This window comes from Methylobacterium carpenticola, from assembly GCF_042748905.1.
GTDB classification, from domain to species: domain Bacteria; phylum Pseudomonadota; class Alphaproteobacteria; order Rhizobiales; family Beijerinckiaceae; genus Methylobacterium; species Methylobacterium carpenticola.
Genome location: NZ_JBHZEO010000001.1, coordinates 4,420,638 through 4,433,807 on the forward strand (window position 1 = coordinate 4,420,638; position 13,170 = coordinate 4,433,807).

The 13,170-nt window shown below is 72.0% G+C and carries 13 protein-coding genes; 5 read left to right on the plus strand and 8 right to left on the minus strand.

The genetic code is table 11. The features are described from left to right. Nucleotides 1–56 precede the first annotated feature (56 nt). Together ACE101_RS20700 and ACE101_RS20705 are read right to left on the minus strand one after the other, a co-directional pair. Nucleotides 57–1,172 carry an alkene reductase gene (locus ACE101_RS20700; protein ID WP_379133488.1) on the minus strand — a complete coding sequence of 372 codons (1,116 nt, stop codon included), beginning with the start codon at nucleotides 1,170–1,172 and terminating at the stop codon, nucleotides 57–59. Between the two features lie 159 nt (nucleotides 1,173–1,331). Continuing rightward, nucleotides 1,332–1,832, minus strand: coding sequence for a MarR family winged helix-turn-helix transcriptional regulator (locus ACE101_RS20705; RefSeq protein ID WP_379133490.1), 501 nt, complete (start codon nucleotides 1,830–1,832; stop codon nucleotides 1,332–1,334). A gap of 230 nt (nucleotides 1,833–2,062) precedes the next feature. On the opposite strand from ACE101_RS20705, the gene ACE101_RS20710 reads away from it, so the two are divergent. Then, complete coding sequence (locus ACE101_RS20710) at nucleotides 2,063–2,488, plus strand: organic hydroperoxide resistance protein (RefSeq protein ID WP_379133493.1); 426 nt, start codon at nucleotides 2,063–2,065, stop codon at nucleotides 2,486–2,488. A gap of 81 nt (nucleotides 2,489–2,569) precedes the next feature. Here the strand turns inward: ACE101_RS20710 and rdgB are convergent, their stop codons facing one another. The 3 genes from rdgB to ACE101_RS20725 form a co-directional block, all read right to left on the minus strand. Next, on the minus strand, nucleotides 2,570–3,202 hold the full coding sequence (rdgB, locus tag ACE101_RS20715; RefSeq protein WP_379133495.1) for an RdgB/HAM1 family non-canonical purine NTP pyrophosphatase: 633 nt from the start codon (nucleotides 3,200–3,202) through the stop codon (nucleotides 2,570–2,572). Between the two features lie 5 nt (nucleotides 3,203–3,207). Beyond that, on the minus strand, nucleotides 3,208–3,921 hold the full coding sequence (gene rph / locus ACE101_RS20720) for a ribonuclease PH (RefSeq protein ID WP_379133498.1): 714 nt from the start codon (nucleotides 3,919–3,921) through the stop codon (nucleotides 3,208–3,210). 101 nt (nucleotides 3,922–4,022) lie between these two features. Further along, a complete protein-coding gene (locus ACE101_RS20725; protein ID WP_379133500.1) occupies nucleotides 4,023–4,283 on the minus strand; it encodes a hypothetical protein in 261 nt (86 codons plus the stop codon). A gap of 240 nt (nucleotides 4,284–4,523) precedes the next feature. On the opposite strand from ACE101_RS20725, the gene hrcA reads away from it, so the two are divergent. Genes hrcA through pdeM form a run of 3 tightly spaced genes read left to right on the plus strand, consistent with a single transcriptional unit; the run spans nucleotide 4,524 to nucleotide 8,940 of the window. Beyond that, entirely contained in the window at nucleotides 4,524–5,627 is a 1,104-nt protein-coding gene (gene hrcA, locus ACE101_RS20730; protein ID WP_379133502.1) for a heat-inducible transcriptional repressor HrcA, read from the plus strand. After that, nucleotides 5,624–8,179: a ligase-associated DNA damage response DEXH box helicase gene (locus tag ACE101_RS20735; protein WP_379133504.1), complete on the plus strand. Its 2,556-nt coding sequence runs from the start codon at nucleotides 5,624–5,626 to the stop codon at nucleotides 8,177–8,179. The genes hrcA and ACE101_RS20735 overlap by 4 nt, the downstream gene beginning before the upstream one ends. A 47-nt stretch (nucleotides 8,180–8,226) precedes the next feature. After that, nucleotides 8,227–8,940 carry a ligase-associated DNA damage response endonuclease PdeM gene (pdeM, locus tag ACE101_RS20740; protein ID WP_379133506.1) on the plus strand — a complete coding sequence of 238 codons (714 nt, stop codon included), beginning with the start codon at nucleotides 8,227–8,229 and terminating at the stop codon, nucleotides 8,938–8,940. 119 nt (nucleotides 8,941–9,059) lie between these two features. On the opposite strand, the gene nth is transcribed toward pdeM, so the two are convergent. After that, the gene (gene nth, locus ACE101_RS20745) at nucleotides 9,060–9,806 is read right to left on the minus strand and encodes an endonuclease III (protein ID WP_379133508.1); all 747 of its coding nucleotides are present in this window, start codon (nucleotides 9,804–9,806) and stop codon (nucleotides 9,060–9,062) included. Between the two features lie 20 nt (nucleotides 9,807–9,826). On the opposite strand from nth, the gene ACE101_RS20750 reads away from it, so the two are divergent. Beyond that, nucleotides 9,827–10,363 (plus strand): DUF2244 domain-containing protein, encoded by a 537-nt coding sequence (locus ACE101_RS20750; RefSeq protein WP_379133510.1) that lies wholly within the window; start codon nucleotides 9,827–9,829, stop codon nucleotides 10,361–10,363. Between the two features lie 148 nt (nucleotides 10,364–10,511). Here ACE101_RS20750 and recD2 read toward each other — a convergent pair whose 3' ends face one another. Beyond that, nucleotides 10,512–12,719, minus strand: a complete 2,208-nt coding sequence (gene recD2 / locus ACE101_RS20755) for an SF1B family DNA helicase RecD2 (RefSeq protein WP_379133512.1) — start codon at nucleotides 12,717–12,719, stop codon at nucleotides 10,512–10,514. Between the two features lie 45 nt (nucleotides 12,720–12,764). Further along, on the minus strand, nucleotides 12,765–13,133 hold the full coding sequence (locus ACE101_RS20760; RefSeq protein WP_379133514.1) for a hypothetical protein: 369 nt from the start codon (nucleotides 13,131–13,133) through the stop codon (nucleotides 12,765–12,767). Nucleotides 13,134–13,170: the final 37 nt, after the last annotated feature.

The window sequence follows — 13,170 nt, forward strand, 5'->3', positions numbered from 1 at the left end:
CGAGAGATGACCCGCGCAGGCGCCGGGCACAAGGCGGCCGGCGCCCGCGGGACCGGTTACGCCGCCGCGTCGAGGGCCGGATAGTCGACGTAGCCCCGGGCGTCGCCGCCGTAGAAGGTCGAGCGGTCGTAGCGGTTGAAGGCCGCGCTCTGGCGGATGCGCTCCGGCAGATCAGGGTTGGCGATGAACAGGCGGCCGAAGGCCACCGCATCGACGTTGCCCCCCGCCACCGCGGCGGCAGCCGTCTCCGGCGTGAAGCCGCCGGCGGCGATCAGCGGGCCGCCGAAGCGCTTCTTGAAGCGCGACGCCGCGTCCGGCGCGTTCGGGTCGAGGGCGTTCACGTCGCTGGTCTGGTCCGCCCGCGGCTCCACCACGTGCAGATAGGCGAGGCCCCGGCGGCCGAGTTCCGTGGTCACGTGGTCGAACAGCGCGCCGGGATCGCTGTCCTTCATGCCGTTGAAGTGGCCCCAGGGCGAGATCCGGATGCCGACCCGGTCCGCCCCGATGGCACCCGCCACCGCGTCCACGACCTCGAGCTGGAACCGCGCCCGGTTCTCGATCGAGCCGCCGTAGCGGTCGGTGCGCCGGTTGGTGGAATCCTGCAGGAACTGGTCGATCAGGTAGCCGTTCGCGGAGTGGATCTCGACGCCGTCGGCGCCGGCCGCGCGGGCGTTGAGCGCCGCCTGTCGGAACTGGCCGACGATGGTGGCGATGTCCGCCTCCTCCAGGGCGCGGGGCGTCTCGAAGGGCACCGCGTTGAAGCGGCTGTCCATGTGGTTGCCCGGGGCCGGCACGGCGGAGGGAGCCACCGGCAGGGCGCCGCCCGGCTGCATGGAGGAATGCGAGATGCGGCCCGTGTGCCAGATCTGGATGAACAGGTGGCCGCCCTTGGCGTGGATGGCGTCCGCGACGCCGCGCCAGCCCTCGATCTGCTCGGCCGTGTAGACGCCCGGCGCTCCCGGATAGCCGCGCGCCTGCTCGGTGATGTCGGTGGCCTCCGCGATGATCAGTCCGCCGCGGCTCGCGCGCTGGCCGTAATACTCCGCGTTCAGGGGCTGGGGCACGTCGCCGGGCTGGCGCGAGCGCATGCGGGTCAGCGGCGCCATCACGACGCGATGGTCGAGCCGGACCGCGCCCAGGGTGAGCGGCTGAAAGAGCGTGTCGGTTGTCATGGAATGGCGAACTCCGGGAGCGGAGCCGCCCGGCGGCTCCGTCTGTCCTGTCCGGCGCGGCCGGACCCCCGACAGATGGGGGCCGGCCCGCCCCCCGGAAGGCTCAACCGTCGGCGGTCGGCTCGGGCAGTGCGGTTTCGCACATGCGACGCCGTCGCCTCAGGACGGGCCGCGCTCCGGTGCCGCGTGGGAGTGCAGGGCGTCGCGCAGCTCGATGATCTCGTCGCGCAGGGTGCGCAGACGCTCCGGCGAGCGGTCGGCGGCGCAGAGGATCTCCTCCGGGAAGGGCAGAGCCTTGTGGCGGAGCGCGCGTCCCGCATCGGTCAGGGTGATCCGCATCAGCCGCTCGTCGCTCTCGTCGCGCGCCCGCCGCACCAAGCCCGCGCCTTCCAGCCGCTTCATCAGCGGCGTGAGCGTGCCGGAATCGAGGTAGAGCCGCTGGCCGATCGCCTTCATGGTCTGCCCGTCCTCTTCCCAAAGCACCAGCAGGACGAGATATTGCGGGTAGGTCAGGCCGAGGCTGTCGAGCAGGGGCTTGTAGATGCGGTTGAAGGCATGCGCCGCCGAATAGACCGCGAAGCAGATCTGGCTGGCGAGGTGAAGGTCGCCGGTCGCCCGTCCGTATTGCGACGGGGTCTCCTCCGCGCGGGAGTCTGACATGTCCGTCTCCTTCCTGCAGGACCGGACGCCGTGGCGATCAGCGCCACACCACCGTCATGGGTTGCGTGCCATTCCCGCAGCGACCGCGGGAGAACGCAACCCAAGATACGTGTCTCCGGCGAAGAAAACAAATTGCGCACAATGAATTTGCGCGCTATATGAAACCCATCGGCTCTCGGAGCCGTTCGGATTCCACCGGGCGGACGTCGCCCACTCAACGGAGAATACCGATGACCGTCGACGTGAAGTACACGACCCAGGCGACCGCCACCGGGGGCCGCGACGGCCGCGCGCAGACGGCGGATGGCAGCCTCGACGTGAAGCTGACCACGCCCAAGGAGCTGGGCGGCGGCGGCGGCGAGGGCAACAACCCCGAGCAGCTCTTCGCGGCGGGCTATTCCGCCTGCTTCCTCGGCGCGATGAAGTTCGTGGGCGGCCAGGAGAAGATCAAGGTTCCGGCCGACGCGACCGTGACGGCGACCGTGGGCATCGGCCCGCGCTCGGAGGGCGGCTTCGGCATCACCGCGAATCTGAAGATCTCGCTGCCGGGCCTCGACCGCGAGACCGCGCAGGCCCTGGTCGAGAAGGCGCATCAGGTGTGCCCCTACTCGAACGCCACCCGCGGCAACGTCGACGTCGGTCTGGAAGTGGTCTGAGCCGCGGCGCGACGCCGGCGCGATCCGCCTCGCCGGCGTCGCGCCGGCTCTGTTCGTCGGGGCGAATACACGCCCCGACGATCACCCGTCGCGGCGCAGGCAGGCGGCCGCGAGGTTGAGGAAGGCGCGGGCCCGGTGCGACAGGGCGCCGCCCGTCTGCCAATCGATCCCGTGCTTCTGCGCGGAGTTGAGTTCGCCGAAAGTCAGCGGGCTCTCGTCCGGCTTGAACATCGGGTCGTAGCCGAAGCCGAGGCTGCCCCGCGGCGGCCAGACCAGCTCGCCGAACACCCGCCCCTCGAACAGCTCCTCGTGGCCGTCGGGCCACGCGATCACGAGCGCCGAGACGAAATGCGCCCGGCGGTTCGTCGCCGCACGCTGGGCCAGCTCCCGCTCGATGCGCGCCATCGCGCCCGAGAAATCCTTCGAGCCTCCCGACCAGCGGGCGGAGAACAGGCCGGGCGCCCCGTCGAGGGCATCCACGCACAGGCCGGAATCGTCCGCGAAGGCCGGCAGTCCCGTCGCCGCGGCGGCCGCGCGCGCCTTGATCGCCGCGTTCTCGGCGAACATGGTGCCGGTCTCCTCGGGCTCGGGCAGGTTGAGTTCCCCCGCCGAGACCGCCTCGACGCCGAAGGGCGCGAGAAGCTCGCGCATCTCCTTCAGCTTGCCGCTGTTGTGGGTCGCGATGACGACCCGCCCGGAGAGGATCCGTGCCATCGCGATCAGCCCACCGCCTGCTTCTGCAGAGCGACGAGCTGGGCGACGCCGCTCTTGGCGAGCCGCAGCAGGCCGAGGAACTCCTCCTCCGAGAAGGGCGTCACCTCGGCGGTGCCCTGCACCTCCACGATGCCGCCGGTGCCGGTGATCACGAAGTTCGCGTCCGTCTCGGCGGCCGAATCCTCGGCGTAGTCGAGATCGAGGATCGGCGTGCCCTTGTGAATGCCGCAGGAGACGGCGGCGACGTGGTCGCGCATCGGATCGACCGAGATGATCGAGCGACCGCGCATCCAGGTGAAGCACTCGTGCAGCGCCACCCAGGCCCCCGTGATCGAGGCGGTGCGGGTGCCGCCATCCGCTTGCAGCACGTCGCAATCGATCACGATCTGGCGCTCGCCGATGGCCGGCAGGTTGACGACGGCGCGCAGCGAGCGGCCGATCAGGCGCTGGATCTCCTGGGTGCGGCCGGACGGCTTGCCGGCATTCACCTCCCGCCGGTTGCGCTCGTGCGTCGCACGCGGGAGCATGGCATACTCGGCCGTGATCCAGCCCTTGCCGGAGCCGCGCAGCCAGGACGGGCCGCGCTCCTCCAGCGAGGCGGTGCACAGCACCCGGGTCTCCCCGAAGGTGACGAGGCAGGAGCCCTCGGCGTAGCGAGCCACGCCCCGCTCCAGCGTGACCTTGCGCAATTCATCCGGCGCACGCTTCGAGGGACGCATCGGGCTCTCCTTGGATCTTCACGGGGTCGCGCTCTTAGGCGCAGACGGGCCCGGCGGCAAGCGGCCCGGAGAACCGCGCGGTCTCCGGGCCGGTCAGCGGCTCAGGCGCGCCAGTGCCGGCGATGATGATGGTGATGGTGGTGCCGGTGGTGGCGCCAGTGATGATGGTGGCGGCGGTGGTGGCGATGCCCGTGCCAGTGCCGGACCGGGACGACGCCGCTCTCGGCGGAATCGACCACCCCGGGGGCCGGCGCGAAGGGGGCGGCCTGCGCGGAGCCGCCCGCGCCCACGAGACCGGCCACCACGAGGGCGGCCGCGGCAACGAGATGACGACCGCGAACCGTGAAACGGGGGATCAGCATGACGGCCTCCAAGATGCATGTCGACCCGTCGGCGCCGTGCGCCGAGCGGGACCGGCACCATGGCGGCGGGAGGATGAACGGATCCTGATGGCAACGACAGGCCCCGCGTTCAGCCTGCCGGGCGCCTCTGCCGCGCGGCGCGAGAACCGCGAAGACACAACCCTGCGCCAAGGCCGCGCAGGCGCTTGCACCGGCGCGCCGACAGCCTCACACTGAGAGACTAGACGTTCCAAGCGGTTGATGAACACGCGCGATCTCCCTCCCCTGCCGGCCGGCCCTGGCCACGCCCGCAGCCTCGCCGAGTTGAACGAGCGCTCGCGCGAGATTTTCCGCCAGATCGTCGAGAGCTATCTCGCGACGGGCGAGCCGGTCGGGTCGCGAAACCTCGCCCGCATCCTGCCCATGGCGCTCTCGCCGGCCTCGGTGCGCAACGTCATGGCCGACCTGGAGCAGGCCGGCCTGATCTATGCGCCGCACACCAGCGCGGGCCGCCTGCCGACCGAGACGGGCCTGCGCTTCTTCGTGGATGCGCTGCTCGAACTCGGCGATGTCGGCCGCGACGAGCAGGGCCGGATCGAGGCGCAGATGCGCGCGGCCGCCTCCCGCCACACCTTCGAGACCGCGCTGACGGAAGCCTCCGTGATGCTCTCGGGCATCTCCCGGGGCGCCGGCGTGGTGGTGACGACGAAGCAGAACGCCAATCTCCGCCACGTCGAGTTCGTGCGGCTCGATCCCGGCCGGGCCCTGGTGGTGCTCGTCTCGGAGGACGGCTCGGTGGAGAACCGCCTCGTCGACCTGCCCGCCGGCCTGCCCGCGGGGGCGTTGCAGGAGGCCTCGAACTTCCTCAACGCCCGCATCCACGGCCGCACCCTCGGCGAGTTGCGGGCCGAGATCGAGATCGGCCGCGAGGCGATGAAGCGGGAACTCGACGCGCTCACCGAGCGGCTGGTCGATGCGGGCCTCGCGCGCACGGTCGGGCCGAGCGAGGAGCGTCAGCTCATCGTGCGCGGTCAAGCGAACCTCCTGGAGGATCTGCGCGCCGCGGAGGATCTGGAGCGGATCCGCCTCCTGTTCAGCGACCTGGAGAGCCAGAAGGACGTCATCGATCTCCTCACCCGCGCGGAGGGGGGCGAGGGCGTGCGGATCTTCATCGGCTCCGAGAACAAGCTGTTCTCGCTCTCCGGCTCCTCGATGATCGCCGCGCCATTCCGCGACGGCCGTCAGAAGATCGTCGGCGTCGTCGGGGTGATCGGCCCGACCCGGCTCAACTACGCCCGCATCGTGCCGATGGTCGATTTCACCGCCCGGGTGGTCTCCCGGATGCTGGAGAACGGGCGCGGGTGAGCGCCGGCGAGGGCGCCCGGACGAGGCGCCGGGCGCGCGCCGCGGCATCCCCCGCGCCGGAGCCGGAGGAGGCCGCGCTTCCCCCGGCCTTCGGCGCATGGTTCGCCGCGCGCGGCTGGGCGCCGCGCCCGCATCAGCTCGCCCTGCTCGCCGCCGCGCGGGCCGGCCGCTCGGCCCTCCTCGTCGCCCCGACCGGCGCCGGCAAGACGCTCGCCGGCTTCCTGCCGACCCTGGTCGACCTCGCCGGGCGCGCGGCCTCCGAGCGGCGCGGCCTGCACACCCTCTACATCTCGCCCCTGAAGGCGCTCGCGGTCGACATCGCCCGCAACCTCGAGGCACCGGTCGCCGAGATGGGGCTGGGCTTGCGCATCGAGACCCGCACCGGCGACACCCCGGCGCACAAGCGCAGCCGCCAGATCGAGCGCCCGCCGGACATCCTGCTCACCACCCCCGAGCAGCTCGCCCTGCTGATCGCCCACCGGGAAGCCGAGACCTTCTTCGCCGGAATGAAGCGCGTGGTGCTGGACGAGTTGCACGCCCTCGTCACCTCGAAGCGGGGCGACCTCCTCGCCCTCGGCCTCGCCCGTCTGCACCGCCTCGCCCCGGGCCTCGCCGCCACCGGCCTCTCGGCCACGGTGCGCGAGCCGGAGGCGCTCCAGCGCTACCTCGTCCCGCAGGCGCCGGAGCCCGGCCTCGCCGACCTGATCACGGTGGCCGGCGGCGCCAAGCCCGACCTGCGCCTCCTGGAGGCGAGCCGGGCCCTGCCGCTCGCCGGCCACACCGCCTGGCAGGCGATGCCGGCGATCTACGACCTCATCCGCCGCCACCGCATGGTGCTGGTCTTCGTCAACACCCGGCTCCAGGCCGAGTACACCTTCCAGGAATTGTGGAAGCTCAACGAGGATTCGCTGCCGATCGCGCTCCATCACGGCTCCCTCGACGCCACCCAGCGCCGCCGGGTCGAGGCCGCCATGGCGGAGGGCCGCATCCGCGCCGTGGTCTGCACCGCCACCCTCGATCTCGGCATCGACTGGGGCGACGTCGACCTCGTGGTGAATGTCGGGGCGCCCAAGGGCGCGAGCCGGATCATGCAGCGCATCGGCCGGGCCAACCACCGCATGGACGAGCCCTCGAAGGCCTACCTCGTCCCGGCCAACCGCTTCGAGATCCTCGAATGCCGCGCCGCCCTCGACGCCGTCGAGGAGGCGGCCCAGGACACGCCGGACCCGCGCCTCGGCGCCCCCGACGTGCTCGCCCAGCACGTGCTCGGCATGGCCTGCGCGGGGGGCTTCGCGGTGGAGGATCTCCACGAGGAGGTGCGCTCCGCCGCCCCCTATGCCGGCCTCACCTACGAGGAGTTCGAGCAGGTCGTCGATTTCGTGGCGACCGGGGGCTATTCCCTGCGCGCCTACGAGCGCTTCGCCAAGATCCTGCGCGGGCCGGATGGGCTCTGGCGGGTGCGCGACGCCCGCACCGCCCAACAATACCGCATGAATGTCGGCACGATCATCGAATCGACCACCGTGAAGGTGCGCCTCGCCCGCGGCGTGCGCGGCAAGCCCGGCACGATCCTGCCGGCGGGCGGCCGGGTGCTCGGCGAGGTGGAGGAGGATTTCGCCGAGACGCTGACGGTCGGCGACACCTTCCTGTTCGCCGGCGAGGTGCTGCGCTTCGAGGGGCTGCACGAGGACGAGGCCCTGGTGACCCGCGGTCCCGCCGGCACCGACCCGGCGATCCCGAGCTATGCCGGCTCGAAGTTCCCGCTCTCGACCTTCCTGGCCGCCCGGGTGCGCGCGCTGATCGCCGACCCGTTCGAATGGGACCGCCTGCCCGCCCAGGTGACCGACTACCTGCTCCAGCAGCGCCGCCGCTCGATCCTGCCGGGGCCGCGCGACCTCCTGGTCGAGACCTTTCCGCGCGGCAACCGCTACTACCTGACCTGCTTTCCCTTCGAGGGGCGGCTCGCCCACCAGACGCTCGGCATGCTGCTCACGCGCCGGCTGGAGCGGGCGGGCCTGCGCCCCCTCGGCTTCGCGGCGAACGATTACGGCCTCGCCGTCTTCGGCACCCGCGATGTCGCCGAGCGGATCGGCCGTCAGCCGGACTTCCTCGACGATCTCTTCGCCGAGGACATGCTGGGCGACGACCTCGAAGCCTGGCTCGATGAATCCGCGATGATGAAGCGCACCTTCCGTCAATGCGCGGTGATCGCCGGGCTGATCGAGCGGCGCCATCCGGGCCAGCGCAAGACCGGGCGGCAGGTCACGATGTCGACCGACCTCGTCTACGACGTGCTGCGCAAGCACGAGCCCGACCACCTGCTCCTGCGCGCCGCGCGCCAGGATGCGGCAACCGGACTCCTCGACGTGCGCCGCCTCGGCATGATGCTGTCGCGCATCCAGGGGCGAATCATCCACAAGGCGCTCGACCGCGTCTCGCCGCTCTCCGTGAACGTCATGCTCGAGATCGGGCGTGAGCGGGTCTACGGCGAGGGGGCCGACGAGATTCTGGCCGAAGCCGAGGCGGCGCTGCTCGACGAAGCGCTCGCCTGACACCCAGCAACGAGCCAGCGCGCCCGGGCTCCAAGGACGAAGAGACCGTGACGCCGGCCCTGAAGCTCGAGAAGACCCGGAAGACCCCTGCCCTGTTCCTCGCCGGCGAAGCCCTCACCCTCGATCTGAGCGGCGCCCTCTGGCTCGACGCCCACCGCACCCTCGTGGTGTCGGATCTGCATCTGGAGAAGGGCTCCTCCTTCGCCGCCCGCTCGGGCCAGTTCCTGCCCCCCTACGACACCCGCGAGACGCTCGCCGCCCTGCACGAGGCGGTGGCGCGGTTCGACCCGGCCCGGGTGGTGGCGCTCGGCGATTCGTTCCACGATGCCGGCGGTCCGGGCCGGATGGATCCGGGCGACCACGCGCTGATCGCCGCCCTGCAGGAGGGCCGCGACTGGATCTGGATCAACGGCAATCACGACCGCGCCGTGCAGGACGGCGTCGGCGGCCGTTTCGCGGATGCGCTCGTCGTGGGCGGCCTGACGCTCCGGCACGAGCCCAGTCCGGGCGCGGCCCCCGGCGAGGTGGCGGGCCACCTGCATCCGGTGGGCAAGGTCGCCATGCGCGGCCGCGCGGTGCGTCGCCGGTGCTTCGCGACGGATGGCGAGCGCTTGGTGATGCCGGCCTTCGGCGCCTATGCGGGCGGCCTCAACGTGCGCAGCCCCGCCTTCGACGCGCTCTTCCCCGGCGGGCTCACCGCGCATCTCCTCGGCGACGGGCGGCTCTTCGCCATCGGCCGGACGATGCTGACGCGGGACTGATCTCCGCGGAGCCCGTTCGGTCGATCTTGCGGCCTTTCCCATCCGCCGCCCCAGGACGGGGGCGAGGGTTGGGGAGAGGGTGTATGGGAAGCGGTCCGCGCCGGCCGTCGAACGGGCCTTCAGGCCGGTCCCGGCGTCTTGTCGGGGAAGCGGCAGAGGTCCGCGATCACGCAGCGCCAGCATTCGGGCTTGCGCGCCTTGCAGGTGTAGCGCCCGTGCAGGATCAGCCAGTGATGGGCGTTGAGGCGGTAGGGTTCCGGCACGATCGCCTCCAGCCCCTCCTGCACCTTGTCGGTTGTGCTGCCGATGGCCAGCGGAATGCGGTTCGACACCCGGAAGATGTGGGTGTCGACCGCGATGGTCGGCTCGCCGAAGGCGACGTTGAGCACCACGCTCGCGGTCTTGCGGCCGACGCCGGGCAGCACCTCCAGCTGCGCGCGCTGCCGCGGCACCGCGCCGCCATGCTCCTCGACCAGGATGCGCGACAGCGCGATGACGTTCTTCGCCTTGGTGTTGAACAGGCCGATGGTGCGGATGTGGTGGCGCACCACCTCCTCGCCGAGCGCCAGCATCGCCTGCGGATGATCGGCCTTGGCGAAGAGATCGCGGGTGGCGAGGTTGACGCCCTTGTCGGTCGCCTGGGCCGAGAGCACCACCGCCACGAGCAGCGTGTAGGCGTTGACGTAGTCGAGGTCCGAGCGCGGCGCCGGGTTCGCGGCGCTGAGGCGCGCGAAGATCTCCCGCAGGGTCGCCGCATCGACGGGCTCCGGCCCCACGGGACGTGCGGGCGCGGTCATGGGTGCGACGAGGGCCGCCCCGGCCTTCGTCTTCACTTTCGAGGGAGAGGCCGGCTTTCGTCGTTTCATGGCCGCCTTATATTGCCTGCATGGAGAGCGACAAGGCACAGGACGGCCGGCCGGCGCGCCACCCTTACGGGCGCGATCCGGACGCGATCGAGCGTCCGGTCTTCGCGGCGGTGATCCGGCCGCACTGCTCGCTCGGCCGCACCGGCTTCACCGTGGTGATGGGCGGCTGTTGCCTCGTTTCGCTGGTGACGAGCATCGTGTTCCTGACGCAAGGATTCTGGCCGATCGCCGGCTTCTTCGGCCTCGACATGCTGGCCCTGTGGCTCGCGCTCAGCCTCAGCCTGCGGCGCGGGCGCTCCTTCGAGGAGGTGATGATCAGCCAGATCGAGATCCTGCTCGCCCGCGTGAGCCATCGCGGCGAGCGCTCCGAATGGCGCTTCAATCCCCTGTGGAGCCGGCTGCACAAGGTCGAGGACGAGGAGTACGGGCTGCAATCGCTGGCCATCGTGTCGCGCGGGCAGCGGGTGCTGGTGGCCCGCGACGCCTCGCCGCCCGAGCGCGAGACCATCGCGGACGGCATGACCCGCGCCCTCGCCGAGGTGAAGAAGGGATTTTAAGCCGGTCCCCCTCACCCACTTCTTTCGCGGATCTCCCTCCACGGCGCTCCGGTCGTGCGGGAAAATCGGGTCATGACGACTACGTCATCTTGCAAGCCGGCTTCTGATGCGACGTCTTCGGCTTCCGCCGATGCCCGTGCGCGCCGGCTCATCCCGCCCCCAGCCACTCCTTCAGCTTCGTGAAGCGCGGCCGCATCGCGCCGCCCCGCACCGCGATCGCGACCGCGCGCTTCTGCGCCACCAGCACCACCAGCTGCTTGCCGCGCGTGACGCCCGTGTAGAGGAGGTTGCGCGCGAGCATCGTGTAATGCTGGAGCGCCACCGGGATCACCACGGCCGGATATTCCGAGCCCTGCGCCTTGTGGATGGTGATGGCGTAGGCCGGCGAGAGCGCGTCGAGTTCGTCGAAGGGCCACGCCACCTCGCGCCCGTCGAAACCCGCCACCAGCGTCCCCTCCTCGGCGTCGATCCGCAGCACCACGCCGAGATCCCCGTTGAAGACCTCGCGGTCGTAGTCGTTCTGCCCCACCATCACCCGGTCGCCCGGGGCGAAGCGCCAGCCGAAGCGCTCGACGGAGTGGAGCGGCGCCGGGTTCAGCACCTGCTGGAGCGCGTGGTTGAGGTTGCGGCTCCCCAGCGCGCCGCGGGTCATCGGGCAGAGCACCTGCACGTCGCGCACCGGATCGAGGCCGAAGCGGCGGGGGATCCGCCGCGTCACGATCTCGACCAGCCGCTCGGCGCCGATCTCCGGATCGGCGATCTCGACCAGGAAGAAATCGCCGGACGGGTCGGGGCTGCCCTCCGGCATGCGCCCGGCCTTGATCCGGTGGGCGTTGACGATGATCCGGCTCTCCGCCGCCTGCCGGAACACCTCCGTGAGGCGCGCCACCGCGATCCGGCCGGAGCCGATCACGTCGGCGAGCACCTGCCCCGGCCCGACCGAAGGGAGCTGGTCCACGTCGCCCACGAGCCAGAGCGCCGCGTGCCGCGGCAGCGCGCGGGTGAGCGCGTTCATCAGCGGCACGTCGATCATCGAGGCCTCGTCCACCACGAGCAGGTCGCAGGCGAGGGGGTTCTGCTCGCCCCGCTGGAAGCCGCCATGGGCGGGGTCGACCTCCAGCAGCCGGTGCAGGGTCTTGGCCGGGCGCCCGGTCTGCTCGCTCATGCGCTTGGCGGCACGCCCGGTCGGGGCCGCGAGGAGCACCTCGGCCCCGACGGTGGCGAGGATCCGCAGCAGCGCGTCGAGGGTGCTGGTCTTGCCGACGCCGGGCCCGCCGGTGATCACCGCGACCTTCGCGCCCATCACCGTGCGGGCCGCCTCGCGCTGCGAGGGCGAGAGTGACCGGCCCGTCTCGGCCTCGACGCTCGCCAGCGCCGCATCGACCGCGATCTCGCCCCAGGGCAGCGGGGCGGCGTCGAGGGCGGCCAGCCGCTCGGCGATCGCCCGCTCGGCGGCGTGGAGCCCGCGCAGGAAGACGTGCGTCTCGCCCCCGATCGCGTCCGCCACCACCGCCTCGCCGCCGATCTCCTCGACCAGGGCGGTGCGCACGAGGGCCGGCTCGACCCCGAGCAGGTCGGCGGCGCGGGTGACGAGATCGGCCACGGGCAGCGCGCAATGGCCGTCATCCATCGCCGCCTGGAGCGCGTAGGCGATGCCGGCGCGCAGGCGTGCCGGCGCGGTCGGCGGCAGGCCGAGCCGGGTGGCGATGGCATCCGCGGTGCGGAAGCCGATGCCGCGCACGTCGCGGGCGAGCCGGTAGGGATCGTCGGTCATCACCGCGATCGACTCCGCCCCGTAGGTCTTGAAGATCCGCACCGCCCGCGCCGTGCCGACCCCGTGCGCGTGCAGAAAGACCATGATCTCGCGCACCACCCGGTGCTCGGCCCAGGCCGAGACGATCCGCTCGGCCCGCTTCGGCCCGATGCCCGTCACCTCGGTGAGGCGCTCCGGCTGGGCCTCGATCACCGCGAAGGTCTCGGCCCCGAAGGCCTTCACGATGCGCTTGGCCATCTCCGGGCCGATGCCGCGCATCTGGCCGGAGGCGAGGTAGCGCTCGATGCCCTCCGCACCGGTCGGCGGCGTGCAGGCGAGGGTGTCGGCCCGGAACTGGAGCCCGTGATTGCGGTCGCTGACCCAGGCACCCGTGGCGGTGATCCACTCCCCCGCCGCGACCGCGGGCGCGTGGCCGACCACCGGCACGAGGTCGCGCCGGCCCCGCGCCTTCACCTTGAGGACGCAGAAGCCGGTCTCGGCACTGTGGAAGGTGACGCGCTCGATCGTCCCCGCGAGGGCGTCGGGGGGCGGTTCGGCGCCGCCGGCCCGCGGCGGGCGGCGCGTGGACGAGAAAGCGGCCATCGGGTCACGGCAAAGATCGGGAGCACGCGACCGGAGCGCAAGCCTCTACCAGATGCCCGGCACCTCGGCGGGCGGGACCGGCGGCGCATAGCGCTCGTGCGGCGGGCCGAAGCCCTCCAGCCGCCAGGGCCGGTGCCGGTGCCAGCGGGGCGGCCCCTCGGGGCCCGCGCCCGCGTCGCAGACGCGCACGCGCCGCACCACCTCCTCGCCATCCGCATCGATGCGGCGCCTCACGAAGACGCGGCAGGTCTCCTCGTCCCGGGAGAAGCGCGGCGGCGGGGGCGGCGGAGGTGCGTAATCGGGCCGGACGCCGTAGGGCGATGGGGGCGGCTCGTCGAGATCGGCCGCGAGGGCCGGGCCGGCGAGAACGGCCAGAACGGCGACGATGAGGCCGGATCGGGCGGGGCGGCACATGGAGGAGCTCCGGGGCGGAACCGGACCGGGACCGCCG

Coding starts and splice junctions, on each gene's coding strand:
- ACE101_RS20700 (WP_379133488.1), bottom strand. CDS start 1,172: ATGACAACCGACACGCTCTTTCAGCCGCTCACCCTGGGCGCGGTCCGG.
- ACE101_RS20705 (WP_379133490.1), bottom strand. CDS start 1,832: ATGTCAGACTCCCGCGCGGAGGAGACCCCGTCGCAATACGGACGGGCG.
- ACE101_RS20710 (WP_379133493.1), top strand. CDS start 2,063: ATGACCGTCGACGTGAAGTACACGACCCAGGCGACCGCCACCGGGGGC.
- rdgB (WP_379133495.1), bottom strand. CDS start 3,202: ATGGCACGGATCCTCTCCGGGCGGGTCGTCATCGCGACCCACAACAGC.
- rph (WP_379133498.1), bottom strand. CDS start 3,921: ATGCGTCCCTCGAAGCGTGCGCCGGATGAATTGCGCAAGGTCACGCTG.
- ACE101_RS20725 (WP_379133500.1), bottom strand. CDS start 4,283: ATGCTGATCCCCCGTTTCACGGTTCGCGGTCGTCATCTCGTTGCCGCG.
- hrcA (WP_379133502.1), top strand. CDS start 4,524: ATGAACACGCGCGATCTCCCTCCCCTGCCGGCCGGCCCTGGCCACGCC.
- nth (WP_379133508.1), bottom strand. CDS start 9,806: ATGAAACGACGAAAGCCGGCCTCTCCCTCGAAAGTGAAGACGAAGGCC.
- ACE101_RS20750 (WP_379133510.1), top strand. CDS start 9,827: ATGGAGAGCGACAAGGCACAGGACGGCCGGCCGGCGCGCCACCCTTAC.
- recD2 (WP_379133512.1), bottom strand. CDS start 12,719: ATGGCCGCTTTCTCGTCCACGCGCCGCCCGCCGCGGGCCGGCGGCGCC.
- ACE101_RS20760 (WP_379133514.1), bottom strand. CDS start 13,133: ATGTGCCGCCCCGCCCGATCCGGCCTCATCGTCGCCGTTCTGGCCGTT.